The organism is Gordonia alkanivorans NBRC 16433, from assembly GCF_000225505.1.
GTDB classification, from domain to species: Bacteria; Actinomycetota; Actinomycetes; order Mycobacteriales; family Mycobacteriaceae; genus Gordonia; species Gordonia alkanivorans.
Map to the genome: position 1 here is coordinate 67,779 of NZ_BACI01000033.1, position 20,317 is coordinate 88,095.

Here is a 20,317-nt window from a genome sequence, read left to right on the forward strand (position 1 = left end):
CGGCGTCTAGGTAGCAGGTAACAGATTCGCGAAGTACTTGAGTGTGTCTGCCTCGATGGTCTTGTACACGGTCGACGACGCCGGACCCGAGAAAGCGGTGACGATCTTGGAGTCGGTGGGCAGCTCGAGAGCGAAGGTCCACCGGAGGCGGCAGCCGACGTCGGCGGGGTCGATCTGGGTGGCCTCGCCGAATCGTCGGATACCCGGCACATTGGCGCTCCTGACCCGGAAGGCGTTGTGAAACCTGCCCGCTTCGGGTTCCTCGGTCCAGTGGAAGAAGTCCTCTTCAAGCGTCACGTAGCCGGGACCGAGCACCGCCTTCCGAGTCGCGCCCGCACCGTAGGGCGGGGGAGAGGTGAACTCGATCTTCTTGATCGCGCGACACCAGTCCAGGGTGTTCTGGCGGGTGAACTCCGTCCAGGCGCGCTGCGGCGTGACCGGCAACCGGACGTCGATCACGTGGCGCACCGGTGCGTCGTCGAAGAAGTCGAGGTCGAAGGTCTCCAGCGAATAGGAACGTCCCATGGGGCCCATTGAAGCATCGACCCGTCGGTCCCACAGGCGCTTCCGCGATGGGACCGGCGAACCTCAGCTCGACTCACAGACTTCGATCGAGGTCTGCCTGCCGAGTTGAGGTTCGCCGGTCAGGACGCCGGCCGCTCGGCGAATACGAGTGAACCGATTGCGGCTGTGCTGCGTCCAAGAGATATGACTGTTTTCCCGACCGACCGGCACGGACTCATCCGACGCGAGGCGACCCTCAGGCTGGGCATATCCGACGATGTCGTCGCAGGTGCGGTCCGACGAGGTGAACTCGTCCGGCTTGCTCCCGGCGTATGTGCGGTGCCGGTGCCGGAATCCGACACCGCCGACGACGAGCTGTACCGCCTGAAGTCGATCGCTGTCGCGACCTCTGCACGCGACGGAGACACGTCGACGCTCAGTCATGACTCGGCGGCAGCCGTGCTCGGACTGTCGCAGCTCGATCCGGAGCGCGAGCTCATCCATCTGACGAAGACACATGTGCGCGGCGGATTCGTGCGTGGCCACCGCATCGTCCACGCCGGCCCGTTGTCGCCCGACGACATCACCGACGTCGACGGTGTTCCGGTCACCACCCTCGAGCGCACCGCCGTCGATGTCGCGATGGCCGGCGACTTCGAACGAGCTCTGGTCGTCTTCGACCGAGCACTCGCACTGAAAGCCGACCGCGCAGCAATGACGACGATCCTCGAGTTGCGGGGCCGATGGCGGGGCGTGGGTACCGCACGACGCGCACTCTTGCTTGCCGACGCCGCGTCGGAGAGCGTCGGTGAATCATGGAGCCGGGCCCAGATGATTGCGGCCGGGATGCCGATTCCTCGTCTGCAGAACACGTTTCAGACGAGCGATGGACCTGCGCGCGCCGATTTCGATTGGGAGGGAAAGCTTGTCGGCGAGTTCGACGGTCTGCAGAAGTACGGACGGTTGCTGCGTCCGGGGGAGAGTCCGCGCGACGCGCTGATCCGCGAGAAGCGACGGGAGGATGCCCTTCGAGCGCAAGGGATCATGGTCGTCCGTTGGACGTGGGCGACGCTCGAGCGTGGCGAGCTGGTGGGGCTGCTTCGTCCGTGGCTGGAGACGCTCGCTGCCTGACCGGCGAACCTCGGTCCCGACGTGCAGACTTCGATGGACGTCTGCACGTCGGGACGAAGTCGGCCTGATTGCCGGTCGGACCGGAATCATCTGATCGGATGACACTGTGCGCCAACGTTTTTGTCGTACCCCCGTGACACCTTGCTCTCAGACGCGGTTCCACTTCCCGGAACCGTGAGCAGAGAAGGAAAACCGATGAGCAACCCCCAGAAGAAGAGATGGCCGTGGGCGGCAGGCGTCCTGGCGGCGTTCGTGGTGATGATCGGGGTCGTGGCCGGCTTCGGCACGAATGTCTCCTCACAGGCATCGCCGAGCGTGCAGGCTCCCGCGATCAAGCTCGTGTGGGAGAAGTCGAACGCGGTCGCGAAGGCGAGGGAATACCTCGAGTACACCAGTTTCTCGAAGTCGGGACTGGTCGACCAGCTGGAGTTCGAGGGCTTCTCATACTCCGACGCGTCCGCGGCCGTCGATCAGCTCGAGGCCGACGGTGAGGTGAACTGGTTTGTACAGGCCACCGACAAGGCCCGTCAGTATCGGGAGTACTCCCCGTTCTCGCGACAGGGCCTGATCGAGCAGCTGGAGTTCGAGGGTTTCACCCACGAACAGGCCGTGCACGGGGCCGACCACAGTTAGCCAGAAGTGCCTGGCCCTACGACTCCGTCGTTACCGAAATGTCTCGGGAATGACTGTGATCGTCGCGATCTTGGGCGCGATTCGACTGAGTAAACGACGTGTCGGATGCGTCAGACCTGTTGTGCAGGAAAATATTTGAGCGGACCGCTTCCCGGTCCGCAGGTGAAAGAGGAACGAAATGACCCATCCCCAGAATCCTCAGGCCGGACAGGCCTACCCGGGACAGCCCCAGGCGGGACAGGCCCCCTATCCCGGACAGCCCTATGCGCAGCAGCCCCAGTACGGAGTCCCCGGTCCGTACGGTGCACCGCCGGCGTACCAGGCGCCGATCCAGCCGCCGAAGAAGAAAAAGAAGTGGCCGTGGATCGTCGGCATCCTGGTGGCACTCATCGTGATCATCGCCGCCGTGGCCGGCGGTGGAGACGATTCATCCGACAAAACCGCGTCGTCGGGCAGCTCGAACTCCGGCGAGCAGGCCGACTCGGGTGGCGACAACGGCGACAAGAAGGCCGACGAGCAGGCTGCCGGCCTGAACACGCCGGTGCGCGACGGCAAGTTCGAGTTCGTCGTCACCAACGTCGAGTCGGGTCTGTCGTCGGTCGGCGACAACGAGTTCCTCACGGCGGAGGCCCAGGGGCAGTTCGTGGTGGTCACCATGACGGTGAACAACACCAGCAAGGAGCCGAAGGACTTCTCGCCCACCAACCAGAAGCTCGTCGACACCGAGGGCCGTAGCTTCGAGCCCGATACCACCGCGCAGATCTACCTCGGCGGGAGCGACATTCCCGTCTGGGACAACATCAATCCGGGTAACACGGTCGAGGTCAAGGTCGTCTACGACATGCCCGTTGACGCCAAGCCGGCCAGCATCGAGCTCCACGATTCGATGTTCTCCGGCGGGGTGAAGGTCAACCTCGGCTGACCGCACCCTCGGACCGGCGAACCTCGGTCCCGACCTGTAGACGTCGATCGAAGTCTGCACGTCGAAACGAGGTTCATCAGACGAAGCGAGCCCGGGACGACCGTCGTCCCGGGCTCGCTTCGTGGTCTGGATCAGCCGTGGTACGGCTCCGCACTGACGAGGGTCACCTTGACGGTCGCGCCGCTGGGGACGGAGTACTCGCGGGTCTCGCCGACCTTGGCGTCGATGAGGGCCGAACCCAGGGGCGAGCTGGGTGAGTAGGTCTCGAGCTTGCCGCCCGAGGCGCCTTCTTCGCGGGTCGCGATGAGGAAGGTCTCGGTGTCCTTCTCGTCGCCGTCGTAGTAGACGGTGACGACGGAACCGGGAAGTGCGACGCCGGACTGGGTCGGGGCCTCGCCGACCTTCGCGTTGTTCAGCAGTTCCTGCAGCTGGCGAATGCGCGCTTCCTGCTGGCCCTGCTCTTCGCGGGCGGCGTGGTAGCCACCGTTCTCCTTGAGGTCGCCCTCTTCGCGTCGCTCATTGATCTCGGCAGCAATGACCGGACGATTGGCGATCAATGAGTCGAGTTCGCTCTTGAGGCGATCGTGCGACTCTTGGGTCAACCAGGTCACCTGGGTGTCGGTCATCGGTCACTCCTTCGTGTTGTCCGCGCCGCGATGCGACTCTTTCACCGCGCGGCATATGGACTGCTATAAATGCAGCAACACGACCCCTCGCGGAGCCGTGTATCCGATCATCGTACCAGCCGATGAGACCTATGGCACATCCGTTGTTCCAGCCGTTGCCGCGTCGAGTGCTTCCTGATAGGTGGGTTCGGCTCGTTTCAACCATCCCACAACGAAATACGTCACCGGCATGATGACGATCTCCACCAGGGTCTTCCAGACAAATCCGACAATCGTGTAGTTGACGAAATCTCCCCAGGTGGAGATACCGAGGGCGGTTGCCGCGATCGAACAGAAGACGAGGGTGTCCGCGAATTCGCCGACGATGGTCGATCCCAGAAGGCGTGCCCAGAGATGGCGCTCACCGGCGCGCTCTTTCATTTTGACCAACACGAATGAATTCAGGAATTCGCCCACCACATATCCGGCAAGTCCGGCGAGCAGGAATTGCGGAACGACGCCGGCGACGGTTGCGAAAGCCTCCTGGCCTTCGTAGAAATCGGCGGCGGGTAGATGAATGGTCAGCCAGAAGCACAGCGAGGCCAGGATGAGCACGGCGAAGCCCGCCAGGATCGTGCGGCGCATCGCGCGGAAGCCGTACACCTCGCTGATCACATCGCCCAGGACATAGGCGAGCGGGAACAGGAAGAAGGCACCGTCGGTGACCAGGCCCTGCATGTGTATGGGCCCCAGGTCGAGGTTGAGCCAGTCGTCGAACAGCACGACACCCTTGGTGCCGGTGACGTTGCTGATCAGCATCACACCGACGAACAGTGCGACGAGGAGCGGGAAATGGCGGCTGCCGATGGAGGCGAACGCGGCGCGGGGTGCGGCGGCGTCGCCCGGTGCGGTCTGCCGCGTGCTCACGACTCGGGCTGGAGGTAGGCGGGCACGTCGACGGTGCAGCCGAAGACCTCACCGATGACCGGAGGCTTGGAGGTGGTGACCTCGGTGCGGACGCCGATCCGTTCGACGGAGCCGGCCGGGATCAGGATCTCGCGACGACCGGTCTCGCTGCCGTCCTTCGATCGTCCGCGCACCACACAGGCCGCGGGCTTGCCCGGGTCGGAGCGGTCGACGGTGAACTGCACGGCGACGGTGTTGTCGTCGAGGATCTCGTAACCGGTCGCCTCGCCGGAGACATCGGCGGTGCCGAACTTGCTGTAACCGATCGCCGCCAGCGTGACGCCGGCCACGACTACGAGTATCGACAGGGCGCGAAACCAGCGCCGACGGGTCTGTGCGGACGCGGAATCCTCCGGGTAGGTCGCGCGCGGGCCGCTGCGAGGGCGCTCCGCGGCGCCCCCATCCGAACTGTTCACGCGTCAATACCTACCATGGGAGCAGTAGCGATCCGAAGGTGAGGAACTGTGACCGAATCCCACGCCGACGACCCGCAGCCGGGTGTGTTCCGTCTGATGGCGGTCCACGCGCACCCCGACGATGAGTCGAGCAAGGGTGCGGCCACGACCGCCAAGTATGCGGCCGAAGGCAACGAGGTGCTCGTCGTCACCCTGACAGGTGGCGAGCGCGGCGACATCCTGAACCCGGCGATGGACCGTCCCGGCATCAAAGAACGTATGACCGAGGTCCGCCGCGAGGAGATGGCCCGGGCCGCCGAGGCTCTCGGCGTGAAGCAGACCTGGCTTGGCTTCGTCGACTCCGGACTCCCCGAAGGGGACCCGCTGCCGCCGCTGCCGGAGGGCTCGTTCGCGACAGTCCCGCTGGAGGAGGCCACCGAGTCCCTCGTCCGACTGGTCCGTGAGTTCCGCCCGCACGTGATGATCACCTACGACGAGCACGGCGGATACCCGCATCCGGATCACATCCGGTGCCACGAGGTGTCGGTCGCGGCCTACGACCAGTCCGGCGACCCCGACGCGTTCCCGGGAACCGGTGAGCCGTGGATGGTGTCGAAGCTCTACTACACACACGGTTTCATCCGCGACCGGATGGTGCTCTTCTCCGACGAGTTCGAGTGCCACGGCCAGGAGAGCCCGTTCACCGAGTGGCTCAGCAAGTGGGACCCGAGCCGAGGTGACCTGATGGGTCGGGTGACCACCCAGATCGAGTGCGCCAAGTACTTCCCACAGCGTGACGACGCACTGCGCGCGCATGCGACGCAGATCGATCCCAACGGCATGTTCTTCGCCGTACCGTTGGAATGGCAGCAGCGACTGTGGCCGACCGAGGAGTTCGAGCTGGCCAAGACCCGCGTGAAGACCGCCCTCCCCGAAACCGATCTGTTCACCGGAATCGAGACGTGATGAACATCGACATCGTCAACACCGTGATGGTCGTCGCGGCCGAGGAGCCGCAGGGACCGGAATTCGGCAAGTCGTCCCCGCTCGGGCTCCTGGTGATCCTGTTGCTGCTGGTCGGGACCGCGTTCCTGATCTGGTCGATGAGTCGTCAGCTCAAGAAACTGCCGGAGTCCTTCGACACCGAGCACCCCGAGGCGGATCAGGCCTTCGACGAGGGCACCGACCCATCGGGGCCGATCGCTGCCACCGACGACGCTGCACCCGGAAGCCAGGACGCGACGAGCACGACCGGGACCGATGAGCGACGCCCGGCGGACACCTGACGGTTCGTCGAACATGCTGGGCTCGGCGACGAGCCCATATCTCCGGCAGCACGCCGACAATCCGGTCCACTGGCAGGAGTGGTCCGACGCCGCGTTGAACCTGGCACGCGAACGCGACGTGCCAGTGCTGCTGTCGGTCGGCTACGCGGCCTGTCACTGGTGTCACGTGATGGCGCACGAGTCCTTCGAGGACGACGCGACCGCGGCCCAGATGAACCGCGACTTCGTCTGCATCAAGGTCGATCGGGAGGAACGTCCCGACATCGACGCCATCTACATGAGCGCCACCGTCGCGATGACCGGGCAGGGTGGTTGGCCCATGACCTGCTTCCTCACCCCGGACGGCGACCCGTTCTACACCGGCACCTACTACCCGCCGCGGCCGCGCGGGCAGATCCCCTCCTTCCGTCAGGTGCTGACCGCGGTCACCGAGGCGTGGACGCAGCGTCGCGCCGACCTCGACGACACCGCCGCGAAGGTGCGCGAGCACATCGTGGTGAACACCTCCCCGTTGCCGGCGGGCACCGTCGCCGTCGACGACCGACTGCTCGCGCACGGCGTCCGCACCGTGCTCGACGACGAGGATCGTGAATTCGGCGGATTCGGCGGCGCACCCAAATTCCCGCCCTCGGCGCTCCTCGAAGCGCTGATCCGGCACACCGAACGCACCGGCGACACCGCTGCGATCGAGACCGCCGCCCGAACCATGGACGCGATGGGCCGGGGCGGCATCTACGACCAGCTCGCCGGTGGTTTCGCCCGGTACTCGGTCGACGCCGGCTGGGTGGTACCCCACTTCGAGAAGATGCTCTACGACAACGCGCAACTGCTGCGGGCCTACGCACATCTGGCACGGCGGACCGGAGATCCGTTGGCACGCCGCGTCGTCGAGGAGACGGTCACGTTCCTCCGGCGGGACCTGCGGGTGCCGGGCGGATTCGCCTCGTCTCTCGACGCCGATGCCGACGGCGTGGAGGGGTCCACCTACGTGTGGACGCCGGACGAACTCGCCGAGGTCCTCGGACCGGAGACCGGACGCTGGGCCGCCGAGCTGTTCGTCGTGACCGAGCGGGGCACCTTCGAACACGGTCGCTCGACGCTGCAGCTCCCGACCGACCCGGACGACCGCGAGCGCTTCGCTGCCGTGTGTGCCGCGCTCCTCGAGGCGCGGGGTAGGCGTGTCCAGCCCACCCGCGACGACAAGGTCGTCACCGCGTGGAATGCCATGACGAGCACCGCACTCGCCGAGGCCGGTGCCGGGCTGGGTGACACCGGCTACGTCGACGAGGGAGTTCGTTGCGCCGACGAGTTGCTGAGCAACCACCTGGTCGGTGGGCGGCTCCGTCGTTCCTCGCTCGGCGGACACGTGGGCGAGACCGACGGCGGGCTCGACGACCACGCGACGCTGAGCACGGCTCTGCTGACGCTGTTCCAGGTCACCGGTGAAACCCGGTTTTTGGGAGCGGGAGCGGGAGTGCTCGACACCGCGATCGAACTGTTCGCGGATCAGGAGGCGCCCGGCGCCTGGTTCGACGCCACCGGTGAAGGGCTCATCGCCCGGCCCCGTGATCCGATCGACGGTGCCACCCCGGCGGGGGCGTCGCTCATGGCCGAGGCGCTGCTCACCGCATCCATGCTCGCCGACCCGGCCAAGGCGGTCGGTTATGCAGAACTGCTGGAGCACAGTCTGTCCCGCGCATCGGTGATCGTCGCCAAGCTGCCGCGATCGGCCGGGCACTGGATGTCGGTGATGTCGGCGCGGGTCGCCGGGCCGGTGCAGATAGCCGTGGCAGAAGGGTCGGCGTCGAACCATGCGCTGACCCGGGCGGCGTGGTCGCACGTCCCCGGCGGAGCGGTCGTCGTTGCCGGCGAACAGGATTCACACCCGCTGCTCGTCGCGCGGGGCCCGATCGACGGACGCGACGCCGCCTACGTGTGCCGGGGAACGGTCTGCGGGCTGCCGGTCACGGACGAGGAATCGCTCGTCGCGCAGCTGGGGTGAGGCCGGCAGACCACGCAGGTGTCGGATCCGTCCGGACGGGTATTGATGAGTATGCGCATCTCCACTCTGATCGGGACCTCGCTCGCCACCGCCGCAGCCGGTGCCATCGGCAGCGTGGTGACCAAACCCGCTGTCGAGACCTGGTATCCGCGGCTGAAGAAGCCGTCGTTCGTGCCGCCGACCTGGGTGTTCCCGGTGGCCTGGACCGCCCTCTATGCCGACATCGCGGTCACCTCCGCCACCGCGATCGACGGTTTGGGCGAGTCGCCGGCCCGAGAAGAGAAGCAGGCGTACCTCGCCGCGCTCGGTGCCAATCTCGCTCTCAACGGGGCGTGGAGCTGGATCTACTTCGGCAGAGGGGCGCTGGGTACCGCGTCGGTGGCCGCCGCGGCCCTCACGGTCAGCAGCGCCGACCTGGCCCGGCGTACCGCGGCCGTGAATCCGCCGGCCGGGGCCGCGCTCGCCGCCTACCCGGCGTGGTGCGCCTTCGCCACGGTCCTGTCGACGTCGACCTGGTGGCTCAACCGCGACCGTGAGCGCGTATCACACTGACCGGGATCGCAGCTCGTCCAGCGATTCGGCGAATCGTTCGATCGCCCAGTCGATCTCCTGAACGGTGATGACGAGGGGAGGCGCGAGCCGAAGCGTCGATCCATGGGTGTCCTTGGCCAGGACGCCGTGCTCGGCGAGGCGGAGGCAGAAGTCCTTGCCGGTGCCGAGCACCGGATCGAGATCGATACCAGCCCAGAGTCCCAGACCGCGGGTCGCGACGATGCCGCGGCCGACGAACTCCCTCAGCCGCGTGTGTAAGTGGTCGCCGAGGTCGGTGGCGCGTTCCTGCCAGGTGCCGTCGGCGAGCATGTCGACGACGGTGTGGCCGATCGCCGCGGCGAGGGGGTTCCCGCCGAAGGTCGAGCCGTGCTGTCCGGGGTGGAGGACGCCGAGGACATCGCGGTTCGCCACCACCGCGCTGACCGGTACGATCCCGCCACCGAGCGCCTTGCCGAGCAGGTAGACATCGGGTACGACGCCCCAGTGTTCGACGGCGAAGGTACGTCCCGTGCGACCCAGGCCCGATTGGATCTCGTCGGCGATCAGCAGGACGTCGTTGTCGGTACACAGAGCACGTACCCGCGGGAGGTAGTCATCGGGCGGGACGATGATCCCGGCCTCGCCCTGGATGGGTTCGAGCAGGATGCCGACGGTCGTCTCGTCGATCGCGGCAGCGATCGCCTCGACGTCGCCGTACGGGACACGGACGAAACCCGGTGTGTACGGACCGAATCCGGCGCGAGCATCAGGGTCGTCGCTGAACGAGATGATCGTCGTGGTGCGGCCGTGGAAATTACCGCCGGCGACGACGATCGTCGCGCGGCCGTCGGGGACGCCCTTGACGTCGTAACCCCACTTTCGGGCGACCTTGATCGCAGACTCGACGGCCTCGGCGCCGGTGTTCATCGGCAGCACCATCTCCTTGCCGCACAGTTCCGCGAGTGCGGCGCAGAACGGTTCGAGACGATCCGAACGGAACGCACGACTGGTGAGGGTGACCCGTTCGATCTGTTCGAGTGCCGCGGCGACGATCCGCGGATGGCGATGTCCGAAGTTGACCGCCGAGTACGCGCCCAGACAGTCGAGGTGGCGCTTGCCGTCGACGTCGGTGATCCACACACCCTCGGCGGTCGCAGCGGTGACCGGGATCGGGGAGTAGTTGTGTGCCACATGCGGTTCGGCGTCGGTCGTGGAACCTGCAGAAGATGTCACACCGTGGGGGATGAGCGTGTCGGACATGAGCGTATCTCCTGGAGTTCCAATGTGCAGCACTTGACCCTGCCGCCGCCCTTGAGCAACTCGGAGAGATCGACGGTCACCGGCCGGAACCCGGCCTCGCGCAGCTCTGCCTCGAGATGCGGTGCGCGATCGGTCATCACGACGTCGAGTCCGTCGGAGACCAGGTTGAGGCCGAGCACGGCCGCGTCGGCGTCGGTGGCGATGATGGCGTCGGGGAACAGCTCGTCGCGCAGTCGGCGTGAGCGTGCGGAGAATGCGGCGGGGTGGTAGGCGATCGTGCGGTCGTCGAGGACGCCCAGCGCGGTGTCGAGGTGGTAGAACCGCGGGTCGACAAGTTCGAGGGTTCGTACACCGATCGCAGGGTGTGCCATTGGGCGAGGGCCCGGTCGGTGTCCACCGGAACCGAGGTGTCCATCCAGGGATTGATCGCATAGGACACCGTGAAGTGCACGGGCGGGGTCATCGCGTAGGTCCTTGGCCGCGCCTGGCGTACCGGGGGCGCGGCGATACCCGGGCTCGTCAGCGTCATGAATCGAGCGTATCGTCGGCAATCTATGCAAACAATCGCCGTGGATTGCGTATGAGTGCAACAAAACGTCACAGCACTAGAGGGGAGTGGTCATCCATTGCGTACGCTCGACGATCTGGATGAGAAGGTGATCGCCTGCCTCACCCGTGACGCCCGCGCGACCTATGCCCAGATCGGTGACGAGGTCGGGCTCTCCGCCCCCGCGGTCAAGCGTCGGGTCGACCGTCTACTCGACGACGGGGTGATCCGGGGATTCACCGCCATCGTCGATCCGCACGCGATGCAGTGGACGACCGAGGCCTATGTGCAGGTGTACTGCCGCGGCAACATCTCGCCGGACGAGCTCAAGGCGTCGTGGGAACCGATCCCGGAGGTGGTCAGCGCGGCGACCATCTCGGGTCAGGCCGACGCCATCCTGCGGGTGCGGGCCCGCGACGTGCGCCACCTCGAGCAGGCACTCGAACGCATCCGTGCCGCCGGTCCGGTGGACAAGTCCGAGTCGATCATCGTCCTCAGTGAACTGATAGACCGCGGTCACCCGTAGACCGCGTTGTGTTAGTGTTGTCGCCGTGATCAGCACCGTGCGCGCATATTGGCGCTTTATCGAGGCTCCGGGTGGGGCCACGATGAAGCGCTGACCAAGCGCGCGCACGTAACACCCGGAGCCCGAGCAGCGACCCTACGGTCGCTGCTCTTGTCGTTTTGAGCGGGGCTCCACCACTAGGCGTGCCCCGGTTGGACCACCGACAGGGCATGACCTCGAAAGGCACACACCGTGACCACTCTCCCGGATTCCACGCGTACGGCAGACAAGGCCGAATCGACCTCTGATCGTCGGATCAAGTCCTTCCGTCCGATCCCGTCTCCCGACACCGTCCGCGCCGAACTGCCCCTGACCGCGCGTCGTGCGCTCGCCGTTGCCCGCGACCGTGACGAGATCGCCGACATCCTCGCCGGCCGCGACGACCGTCTTCTCGTGATCGCCGGACCGTGCTCGGTGCACGATCCGATCGCCGCGATCGACTACGCACGGCGTCTGGCGCCGCTGGCCGAGGCCTACGCCGATCGTCTGAAGATCGTCATGCGGGTCTACTTCGAGAAGCCGCGCACCACGGTCGGGTGGAAGGGTCTGATCAACGACCCCGGCATGGACAACACCTTCGACGTCGAGCGCGGTCTGCGGACCGCCCGGTCGTTGCTGCTCGACATCATCGACCTCGGACTGCCCGTCGGCTGTGAGTTCCTCGAACCGACCAGCCCGCAGTACATCGCCGACGCCGTCGCGTGGGGCGCCATCGGCGCCCGCACCACCGAGTCGCAGGTGCACCGCCAGCTCGCGTCGGGCCTGTCGATGCCGATCGGCTTCAAGAACGGCACCGACGGAAACGTCCAGGTCGCCATCGACGGTGTGAAAGCCGCTGCGGCTGAACATGTCTTCTTCGGAGTCGACGACTTCGGCAACGGCGCGGTCGTCGAGACCGCGGGCAACGAGGACTGCCACATCATCCTGCGTGGCGGCACCCGCGGACCCAACTTCGACGCCGAGTCGATCGCGTCTGCGGCTGCGGCCCTGGACAAGGCCGGTCTGCCCGCACGCGTGATGATCGACTGCTCGCACGCCAACTCCGGTAAGGACCACATCCGCCAGGCGGAGGTCGCGACCGAGATCGCGGCGATCCTGCGTGCCACTCGCGAGGCCGGCGAGGCGTCGAACATCAGCGGCGTCATGCTGGAGAGCTTCCTCGAGCCCGGCGCGCAGTCGACCGACGCCACCCCGCTGGTCTACGGCAAGTCCGTCACCGACAAGTGCATGGGCTGGGAGGCCAGCGCCACCGTCCTCGACGCGCTCGCGCGCGCCTGACCCTTCGATACGCCCCTCCGCAAGCTCCGGGGCTACTCAGGGAGCGGATTGGCCTACGTCGACTTCGGGAGAGGCGTCGGGAATCGTGACGACGGCGCGTCGTCGCAATGAGCCGCGTGGTGACCGCACCGATGGCGCCACGCGGAACTCGGCCTCCCAGCGGTCGCGGTACACGCGATTGAGCAGGTAGCCGCGCTGGGAGTTGCCGAACCGCACGTGCGGCGAGGCGGCCTTCAATGCGCGGTCGCCGTCGTCGCTGTCCTCGCCGTCGCCGCCGGAGGTGATCGACGTCGTGGCTAGTTCGATTCCGCGGGTGGGGGAGTCGTCGACGTAGTCGGCCCGTAGGTCGGCGACGACACTCCGGTGGATGTCGCCGGCGAGGGAGACGAGGTTGTGTACGCCGCGGCGTGCCGCCCCGTCTAGGACGCGTCGTCGCGATGCCTCGTAGCCGCTCCACCCGTCCATGCTGACCGCCCGCGACCCGCCGCGCGCGAGGTCGGCCATCGGGACCTGCTGGGCGAGGACATCCCATCGGGCGTTACTCGACGCCAGGCCGTCGAGTAGCCAGCGTTCCTGCGCGTCACCGAGGATCGTCCGGGACGGATCCGCGGTGCGGGCGTTCTGCGGGGAGTCGTTGTCCCCGTTGGCCTGATCGTCGCGGTGGCTGCGGGTGTCGAGGACGTTGATCTCCGCGAGGTCGCCGAAGGCGAGACGCCGATGAGCGCGGATGACGGTGCCGTCGGGTCGTGCGGTGGTCCGCACCGGGGTGTTCTCCCACCATGCCCGCAATGCACTGGCGCGCCGGAGAGCGAACTGCGACATGGTGGTCTCATCCTCGGGAATCGTTGCGGCCCAGTTGTTGTCGACCTCATGGTCGTCGAAGGAGATCACGAACGGCGACATCGCGTGGGCCTGTTGCAGGTCAGGGTCGGACTTGTAGAGCGCGTACCGCTCCCGATAGTCGTCGAGGCCGACTGCCTCGTGGGTCGCCGATGCCGGCCGGGTCGCGCCGCGGCGGGCGTCGAGCGGGATCGGCTTCTCGTAGATGTAGTCGCCGAGGTGCAGCACCAGATCCGGTGCGTGCGCCGCCATGTCGGCGAAAGCGTGGTAGTAGCCGTCAGCCCAGTTCTGGCACGACGCCACGGCGATCGACAGCGCACCCGGCCGGGCGGTCGGGGCCGGCGCGGTGCGGGTCCGGCCGATCGGCGAGATCTCGCCGAGTGCCCGGAAGCGGTAGAAGTGGTCGGCGGCCGGGGCGAGTCCGCGCACATCGACGTGGATGCTGTGGCCCCATTCCGGCGTCGCGTGGGCGGTCCCCCGGCGCACGACACGCGTCATCGATGCGTTTGTCGCGATCTCCCAGTCGACGCGGACCGGACGTGAACCCATCCCTCCTCCTGGGGCGAATGGGTTGCGCGCCAGTCGCGTCCACAACACGATGCCGTCCGGCAGGGGATCGCCGGAGGCGACGCCGAGCGCGAACAATGATCCGGACGACCCCGGGGTGGGGGTCGCAGGTGGGGTGGCGCCGAGAAGCCCGGGGGTGAACGCGAGTCCCGTCACCAGTCCTGTTGCGGTGAGGAATCGTCGACGGGTGGCGCCGCTACGAAGAGTGAGGTCGGGGTCCACCCGTAGTGCGGCACCGGACGGACCACGATCAGTTCTCGTCACGGCCCCACCCGATCACCCACGGCTGACCTCCACGGCACCGGCAGGAATCGGGCACATGATGTTCGGGTGAAGAAGGGTTTGTGTGCGCGGCACAGGCGGCGGTGGGTACCTGGTCCCTCAGGGGGACGACGGTCGGCCCTACCGCCGGGCGCCGATCCGGGGTGGGATTACGAAGGGGGGGCCGCGGGGTTGGGGTCGCGGAGTGGTGGAGGGAGGCGAACCGAGATGATGGACCAGATGATGCAGATGTGTCACCACATGACGATGTGGATGCACGGTATGGGCATGATGCCGCCGATGCACATGTGAACCCTCGGTGCGGGTCGGCGAGCGGATACTACCCCGCGACGACCAGCCAGGCGGCGGCGTAGTGGAGTAGTGCGGCGACCGCGGTGCAGAGGTGGAAGACCTCGTGGTGACCGAAGGTTCGCGGCCACGGGTTGGGCCAGCGCACCGCGTACAGGACTCCGCCGACGCTGTAGAGGACGCCGCCGAGGGCCAGCAGGATCATGATCAGGTAGCCGGTCTGTTCGACCAGCGCCGGGGCGACCACGACGATGACCCAGCCGAGCAGGATATAGAGCGTGACGCCCAGCCAGCGCGGGGCGCCCGGCCAGAGGATCTTCAGCAGCGAGCCGCCGAGCGCACCCGCCCACACGATGCCGAGCACCCACCAGCTCACCGGCGACGGCAGGCCGAGGGCGCAGAACGGTGTGTAAGTGCCGGCGATGAAGAGAAAGATCATCGCGTGGTCGGCTCGCTTCATCCGGATGCGGGCACGCGCCGTCTTCCACGGGATGCGGTGATAGGTGGCGCTGACGGTGAAGAGTCCGACGACGGTGATCGCATAGATCCCACACGTCAGCGCGGCGACGGCGCCGTCGAGGATCGCGGCCCCGATGACCAGCGCGAGACCGGCGACCGCTGCCACATAGGCGGAGTAGTGGTGGATCACGCCGCGCAGGCGTGGTCGATCGGCCACGTCCGGGGGCGGGCTCGACAGTGTGTTCACAAACCTACGGTACCGTAAGTTACTCGACTGTAGGGAGGCTCGCGGAGGTCGGCGGGGTCATTCTGCTCGCATCGCGGCGCGTAAGGTGTCCCACGTGACACGAGGCCGCGAAGGATGAAGCTGCTGCCGGATCGGGTGCGCCGTCCAGCTCTCACCATCTACGAACGTCGACTCATCCAACTCCTCGACACCCAGCGCCTACCGCGGCATGTCGCGATCATCTGCGACGGCAATCGTCGCTGGGCGCGCGAGGCGGGATTCGACGACGTCAGTCACGGACACCGCGTGGGTGCCCAGCGCATCGCCGACATGCTCGGCTGGTGCGCGGGCCTGGGCATCGAGGCCGTCACCATCTATCTCCTCTCCACCGAGAACCTGAACCGCTCGTCGGACGAGCTCGACGCTCTGCTCGAGATCGTGCCCGACATCGTCGACGAGATCTCCTCGCCCGACGGCGACTGGTGCATCCGCATCGTCGGCACCCTCGACGCCCTGCCCGAGGCCGTCGCCGGGCGCCTGCGGGTCGCGGCCGAGCGCACCAGCGAACGAGACGGCATGAACGTCAACGTCGCCGTCGGGTACGGCGGACGGCAGGAGATCGTCGACGCGGTGCGGGCGTTGCTCGACGAGAAGCGTGCCGCCGGCGCCACTGCCGAGGAGATGATCGAGGCGGTCACCGTCGAGGCGATCGACGCCAACCTCTACACCAAGGGGCAGCCCGATCCCGACCTCGTGATCCGGACCTCCGGAGAACAGCGGCTGTCGGGATTCTTGCTGTGGCAGAGCGCCTACTCGGAGATCTGGTTCACCGACGCGTACTGGCCGGAGTTCCGCCGGGTCGACTTCCTGCGCGCGCTACGGGACTACTCGGCGCGCAGCAGGCGATTCGGCAAGTAGGTCGCGAAGGGCCTGCAGGTCGGCGGTGAAGGTCGACGCCGCAGGCGTACCGAACCCGACGACCAGACCGCCGTGCGGCAGGGGGTCGGCGTCCGGGTGACGGAACAGCGACAGTCCGACGAGCCCGATCCCTCGCCTGAACGCTTCGTGAACGAGTGCACCCTCGTCCGCGTGGTCGACGGGTATGACGGCATGCAGTCCGGCGGCGATGCCGGGTAGACCCAGACCGCACGCGGTGACGGCCTCGACGAGTGCGTCGCGGCGCTGTCGATACACCTGCCGGCTGCGGCGGATGTGTCGGTCGTACGCGCCGGAGTCGATCAGGTCGGCGAGGATCAGCTGGTCGACGATGCTCGCGTCGCCTTCTCGTACTCCCTTGGCGTTCATCACGACATCCATCAGATGAGGTGGCAGTGCGAGCCACCCGGCGCGCACGGCGGGGGAGAGGCTCTTGGACATCGAACCGGCGTGGATCACCACATCCGGGCCGAGTGCCTGCAGTGCACCGACCGGGTCGCGGTCGTAGCGGAACTCGCCGTCGTAGTCGTCCTCGACGATGACCGCGCCGGTGCGCCGAGCCCACTCGATCACCTGCATGCGTCGCGCCGGGGACAGTGGGACCCCGGTCGGGAACTGGTGGCTCGGGGACAGCAGGACCGCCGCGGCGCCACTGCGTTCGAGGTCGTCGATCACCATCCCCTCGTCGTCGACGGCGATCGGGACCACTCTGGTGCCGCCCCGTACGACTGCCTGCCAATGGAAGGGCAGGCCGTGACCCTCGACGGCGAGGACGTCGCCGAAGACAGTGCGTGACAACAGTTCCAATGCGGACTGGACCGCGGTGCCGAGCACGATCAGGTCGGCGGTGGTCCGGACGCCGCGCGTCCGGCTCAGGTACCCGCTGAGGGCGCGACGCAGTTCGGCCCGGCCCTGAGGGTGGGTCGGTGCAAACACCTCGTCCCCGGCACCGGTGAGAACCCGACGGGTTGCGCGAATCCAGTCGGTTCGCGGGAACATTCCCGCGCATGGTTGTCCGAGCGAGAAGTCGTGCGGGAAGCGGAAAGGCGAAGGCGTCGAGGGGCGTTCATCGGCTTTCCGGTTGCTCGCGGTCTCGGGATGTGCCGCGCCGTCGGCCACGCGTGTGGCGGAACCCTGGCGGGCGGTCAGCCAACCCTCCGCGATCAACTCCTGATACACGGCCGACACCGTGCCGCGGGCGAGGCCGAGGTCGGCGGCCAGCGAACGGTACGGCGGCAGTGCGGTTCCGGCGGGCAGGCGGCCGTCAAGGATGGCCGATCGCAGGGCCTCCGTGAGCGTTCGGCGCAGCGTCGCGCCGCGACCGCGTGCGCTGGCCCCCGGGTCCGGTTGCAGGTCGAGAAACAGATCGGCGCCGAGGCGCGCAGCCACCTCCGCCCACGGGTCGGTGGCGGTCGCGCTCGGATTGACCCTGTTTTCTTCCATCGGATTGGACCACTTTCTTGTGCTAATCCCGCACTAGCCTAAGTCCTGAAACCGAAGAACAGACAAGAGGCCGACGATGTCGGTGAGGAGGGGCGAGATGAAGATCGTGGTGATCGGGGCAAGCGGGGTACTGGGGAGCCGGGTGGCGGACCTGCTCGCCGAGCGCGGCAACGAGGTGGTGCGGGCGAACCGAGGCGCCGGGGTCGACGCCTACACCGGGGAGGGGCTGGCCCGGGCGATGTCCGGTGCCGATGTCGTGGTCGACTGCCTCAGTGTCGAGACGCTGAGCGCGAAGAAGGCCGTCGACTTCTTCCGGACGACGGCGCGCAACATCGGGCGAGCGGCGACCGCAGCCGCGGTCGGGCACGTCGTCTGCGTCTCGATCGTCAACGCGGACGATCCGACGGTGAACGCGAAATTCGGTTACTACCAGGGCAAGGCGGCTCAGGAAGCCGCCTACCGCGATGTCGTCGACCCGGCGACGCTGACCATCCTGGCGTCGGTGCAGTGGTTCGAACTCGCCGAACAGATGATGGGACGAATGGCTGTCGGTCCCGTCGCGATCGTGCCGAAGATGCGGTGTCGCCCCGCGGCCGCCGAGGACGTGGCGAAGGTGGTCGCGGACACCGCCACGGCGGGTCCGGTGACCGCCGACGCCGGCGGTGTTCGCAAGATCGAGGTCGCCGGGCCCGCCGAGATGAACCTCGTCGACGTGGCGAAAGCCGTTGCGGCGCAGCGAGGATCGCCGCGCTGGATCATCGGGGCGGCCGTAGGCGGATCGGCGATCCGAGGCGGGGGACTCGTGCCCGCGAATCCGGACGTGATCACCCCGACCACGCTCGAACAATGGCTCGCCCAGCGTTCCGGCGCGCACGCGGGTAGTGCGAGATGAGCGTGCGCCCGCGCCCGTCGACACGCATGTGGATCCCGCAGGACAATCCCGCCGTCTACAAGGCGCTCGTCGCGCTGCAGCGGGCGTCGTCGGCGGGTGTCGACGTCGAGATCGGCGAGCTGATCTCGATGCGGGTGTCGCAGCTGAACGGTTGTGCGTACTGCCTGCACATGCATGCCGGGGACGCGCTGGCCGCACAGATCGACCCGCACAAGCTGCTGATGCTCGCCACGTGGCGTGAGGCGGGGTCGCTGTTCTCGTCACGGGAGCGGGCGGTCCTCGCGCTCGCGGAACAACTCACGCGACTCGGCGAGGGTGGTGTCGACGACGCGGTGTTCGACGATGTACGAACATGTTTCGACGCGGCCACCACCGGCCAGCTGGTCGCGGCGATCGTGATGATCAACGCCTGGAACCGGATCGCCGTTGCCGGTGGGTACCCCGCGGGCCTGGACGAACGGCGTGTGTCGCAGGCCGCCGGCTGACCGCTGGTTGTCGCCGGCGGGTGTCCGCGGCGCTCCTCTCACCTCATCCGGCAGTGGGCTCATCATCCTGCGCTACGCGCATCAGCCGCGTTACACCATTGCGAACGGCGAGATCTCCATGCCGATCTCGAGAGAAGCGGCGATCTCCCGGATCTCGTCGTAATCGAAGACGACGTGGCCGGACAGGACGTCGACGTCTCGGCGCGCACGCTGCATCGGGTGGTCGAGGAAATGCACGCTTGCGCCCGATGCCTCGAGCAGGGTGCCGATCACCGCTCTCGATTCGTTCACGATCCGGGCCGCGGCGAGACGCGCCTGCGCACGCGTGCGGATGTCGACCGTCCCTCCGGCAGCGAGGATTTCGTCGATGGTCGCCGTGGTCTGCGCAAGCAGGCCCCGAAGAGCCTGTAGCCGGATTCGCGCGTCGCCCAGGCGAATCCGCGCTGCTGGCTTGTCCTTCTGCTTGACCATCTGGTAGGCGAGGACCCGTTCGGAGAGTCGTGCGGCGTACAGGTCGGCGACCCGCTCGGCCGTGCCCAGGGCGGGCATCGCGGCAAGCAGGGCGAGAGCGGGGACCATCGGCCAGCGATACGAGTAGTTGTCGTGCAGGGTCGCGCCAGGTGTCCTGCCCGCGTAGAGATCTCGAACTCGGACGGTGCGGTGCGCCGGTACGAAGGCGTTCTCGACGACCACGTCGTTGGACCCGGTCGCCCGCATGCCGTCGGTGTGCCAGACGTCCTCCACCCGCGCGTCGTCGATCGGCAGGAGCGCGAGGACGGCGTCGGGTCGGTCGCCGGTGACGATGGCACCCACCATCACCCAGTTGGCCTCCATGATGCCGGTCGCCCAGGACCAGCGCCCGGACACGGAGAAACCGCCATCCCGCGGCTCCGCGGTGCCGGTCGGTGCCAGAGGTGCCGGTGCGAGGTACGGGCGGTCGGCGAACGCCTCCTCCTGCGCCGCCTCGCTGAACAGTGCGGTGATCCAGCCGTGCAACGTATAGAAGCCCAGCGTCCAGGCGCTCGACGTGCAGCCGTGGGCCAGCCGCCGGACATGGTCGAGGATCTCGGGGAAGGGTGCCTCGAGTCCGCCGAACCTACTGGGGATCAACAGATCCAAGAGGCCGGAGTCGGTCGCGTCGCGGATGGTCTCGGCGGGCAGTTGCCGAAGTTCCTCCGCCCGGCCCGCGCGCTCGGCCAGGGAGGCGATGAATTCGTCGGTGATCAGCACCGTGCCGGATGTCGGGGTGTCCACGGATCGGAACGTAACATACA

General features: G+C 67.3%; 22 protein-coding genes. 12 read left to right on the plus strand and 10 right to left on the minus strand.

What is annotated here, in order from left to right:
• Positions 1-6: 6 nt before the first annotated feature.
• Entirely contained in the window at positions 7-525 is a 519-nt protein-coding gene (locus GOALK_RS04910; RefSeq protein WP_039880046.1) for an SRPBCC family protein, read from the minus strand.
• Between the two features lie 183 nt (positions 526-708).
• Here GOALK_RS04910 and GOALK_RS04915 point away from each other — a divergent pair, with 183 nt between their 5' ends.
• From GOALK_RS04915 to GOALK_RS04925, 3 genes are all read left to right on the plus strand, one after another.
• Complete coding sequence (locus GOALK_RS04915; protein ID WP_006357697.1) at positions 709-1,635, plus strand: type IV toxin-antitoxin system AbiEi family antitoxin; 927 nt, start codon at positions 709-711, stop codon at positions 1,633-1,635.
• A gap of 195 nt (positions 1,636-1,830) precedes the next feature.
• Positions 1,831-2,268, plus strand: a complete 438-nt coding sequence (locus GOALK_RS04920) for an Ltp family lipoprotein (RefSeq protein WP_006357698.1) — start codon at positions 1,831-1,833, stop codon at positions 2,266-2,268.
• Positions 2,269-2,446: 178 nt separating this feature from the next.
• Positions 2,447-3,190: a DUF4352 domain-containing protein gene (locus GOALK_RS04925; protein ID WP_006357699.1), complete on the plus strand. Its 744-nt coding sequence runs from the start codon at positions 2,447-2,449 to the stop codon at positions 3,188-3,190.
• Between the two features lie 131 nt (positions 3,191-3,321).
• On the opposite strand, the gene greA is transcribed toward GOALK_RS04925, so the two are convergent.
• From greA to GOALK_RS04940, 3 genes are all read right to left on the minus strand, one after another.
• Positions 3,322-3,816: a transcription elongation factor GreA gene (gene greA, locus GOALK_RS04930; protein ID WP_005195705.1), complete on the minus strand. Its 495-nt coding sequence runs from the start codon at positions 3,814-3,816 to the stop codon at positions 3,322-3,324.
• Positions 3,817-3,945: 129 nt separating this feature from the next.
• Positions 3,946-4,722: a queuosine precursor transporter gene (locus GOALK_RS04935; RefSeq protein ID WP_006357700.1), complete on the minus strand. Its 777-nt coding sequence runs from the start codon at positions 4,720-4,722 to the stop codon at positions 3,946-3,948.
• On the minus strand, positions 4,719-5,177 hold the full coding sequence (locus tag GOALK_RS04940; RefSeq protein ID WP_006357701.1) for a DUF4307 domain-containing protein: 459 nt from the start codon (positions 5,175-5,177) through the stop codon (positions 4,719-4,721). Before GOALK_RS04940 ends, GOALK_RS04935 begins: the two co-directional genes overlap by 4 nt.
• Before the next feature lie 48 nt (positions 5,178-5,225).
• On the opposite strand from GOALK_RS04940, the gene mca reads away from it, so the two are divergent.
• From mca to GOALK_RS04960, 4 genes are read left to right on the plus strand one after another with little or no spacing between them, the layout of a single operon-like run.
• The gene (gene mca / locus GOALK_RS04945; RefSeq protein ID WP_006357702.1) at positions 5,226-6,122 is read left to right on the plus strand and encodes a mycothiol conjugate amidase Mca; all 897 of its coding nucleotides are present in this window, start codon (positions 5,226-5,228) and stop codon (positions 6,120-6,122) included.
• Positions 6,122-6,442 carry a hypothetical protein gene (locus GOALK_RS04950; RefSeq protein ID WP_006357703.1) on the plus strand — a complete coding sequence of 107 codons (321 nt, stop codon included), beginning with the start codon at positions 6,122-6,124 and terminating at the stop codon, positions 6,440-6,442. The genes mca and GOALK_RS04950 overlap by 1 nt, the downstream gene beginning before the upstream one ends.
• A gap of 13 nt (positions 6,443-6,455) precedes the next feature.
• Positions 6,456-8,444 carry a thioredoxin domain-containing protein gene (locus GOALK_RS04955; RefSeq protein WP_006357704.1) on the plus strand — a complete coding sequence of 663 codons (1,989 nt, stop codon included), beginning with the start codon at positions 6,456-6,458 and terminating at the stop codon, positions 8,442-8,444.
• Positions 8,445-8,495: 51 nt separating this feature from the next.
• On the plus strand, positions 8,496-8,996 hold the full coding sequence (locus GOALK_RS04960; protein WP_006357705.1) for a TspO/MBR family protein: 501 nt from the start codon (positions 8,496-8,498) through the stop codon (positions 8,994-8,996).
• Here GOALK_RS04960 and rocD read toward each other — a convergent pair.
• Together rocD and GOALK_RS04970 are read right to left on the minus strand one after the other, a co-directional pair.
• The gene (gene rocD / locus GOALK_RS04965; RefSeq protein WP_006357706.1) at positions 8,988-10,235 is read right to left on the minus strand and encodes an ornithine--oxo-acid transaminase; all 1,248 of its coding nucleotides are present in this window, start codon (positions 10,233-10,235) and stop codon (positions 8,988-8,990) included. The genes GOALK_RS04960 and rocD overlap by 9 nt on opposite strands.
• Positions 10,205-10,606, minus strand: coding sequence for a hypothetical protein (locus tag GOALK_RS04970; RefSeq protein WP_006357707.1), 402 nt, complete (start codon positions 10,604-10,606; stop codon positions 10,205-10,207). Before GOALK_RS04970 ends, rocD begins: the two co-directional genes overlap by 31 nt.
• Before the next feature lie 255 nt (positions 10,607-10,861).
• On the opposite strand from GOALK_RS04970, the gene GOALK_RS04975 reads away from it, so the two are divergent.
• Both GOALK_RS04975 and GOALK_RS04980 read left to right on the plus strand, forming a co-directional pair.
• A complete protein-coding gene (locus GOALK_RS04975; RefSeq protein ID WP_006357708.1) occupies positions 10,862-11,308 on the plus strand; it encodes an Lrp/AsnC family transcriptional regulator in 447 nt (148 codons plus the stop codon).
• A gap of 231 nt (positions 11,309-11,539) precedes the next feature.
• Positions 11,540-12,625, plus strand: coding sequence for a 3-deoxy-7-phosphoheptulonate synthase (locus GOALK_RS04980; RefSeq protein WP_006357709.1), 1,086 nt, complete (start codon positions 11,540-11,542; stop codon positions 12,623-12,625).
• A 36-nt stretch (positions 12,626-12,661) separates the two neighbouring features.
• Here the strand turns inward: GOALK_RS04980 and GOALK_RS04985 are convergent, their stop codons facing one another.
• Both GOALK_RS04985 and trhA read right to left on the minus strand, forming a co-directional pair.
• A complete protein-coding gene (locus tag GOALK_RS04985) occupies positions 12,662-14,296 on the minus strand; it encodes an alkaline phosphatase D family protein (RefSeq protein ID WP_035750507.1) in 1,635 nt (544 codons plus the stop codon).
• A 337-nt stretch (positions 14,297-14,633) separates the two neighbouring features.
• Positions 14,634-15,308, minus strand: coding sequence for a PAQR family membrane homeostasis protein TrhA (gene trhA, locus GOALK_RS04990; RefSeq protein ID WP_006357711.1), 675 nt, complete (start codon positions 15,306-15,308; stop codon positions 14,634-14,636).
• A gap of 114 nt (positions 15,309-15,422) precedes the next feature.
• On the opposite strand from trhA, the gene GOALK_RS04995 reads away from it, so the two are divergent.
• Complete coding sequence (locus tag GOALK_RS04995) at positions 15,423-16,205, plus strand: isoprenyl transferase (protein ID WP_006357712.1); 783 nt, start codon at positions 15,423-15,425, stop codon at positions 16,203-16,205.
• Here GOALK_RS04995 and pdxR read toward each other — a convergent pair.
• Positions 16,164-17,666: a MocR-like pyridoxine biosynthesis transcription factor PdxR gene (gene pdxR, locus GOALK_RS05000; RefSeq protein WP_006357713.1), complete on the minus strand. Its 1,503-nt coding sequence runs from the start codon at positions 17,664-17,666 to the stop codon at positions 16,164-16,166. The genes GOALK_RS04995 and pdxR overlap by 42 nt on opposite strands.
• Positions 17,667-17,763: 97 nt before the next feature.
• Between pdxR and GOALK_RS05005 the strand changes: the two genes are divergently transcribed.
• Both GOALK_RS05005 and GOALK_RS05010 read left to right on the plus strand, forming a co-directional pair.
• Positions 17,764-18,558 (plus strand): SDR family oxidoreductase, encoded by a 795-nt coding sequence (locus GOALK_RS05005; RefSeq protein WP_006357714.1) that lies wholly within the window; start codon positions 17,764-17,766, stop codon positions 18,556-18,558.
• Complete coding sequence (locus GOALK_RS05010) at positions 18,555-19,043, plus strand: carboxymuconolactone decarboxylase family protein (protein ID WP_006357715.1); 489 nt, start codon at positions 18,555-18,557, stop codon at positions 19,041-19,043. The genes GOALK_RS05005 and GOALK_RS05010 overlap by 4 nt, the downstream gene beginning before the upstream one ends.
• Positions 19,044-19,133: 90 nt before the next feature.
• Here the strand turns inward: GOALK_RS05010 and GOALK_RS05015 are convergent, their stop codons facing one another.
• Positions 19,134-20,297, minus strand: a complete 1,164-nt coding sequence (locus tag GOALK_RS05015; RefSeq protein WP_006357716.1) for an acyl-CoA dehydrogenase family protein — start codon at positions 20,295-20,297, stop codon at positions 19,134-19,136.
• Positions 20,298-20,317: the final 20 nt, after the last annotated feature.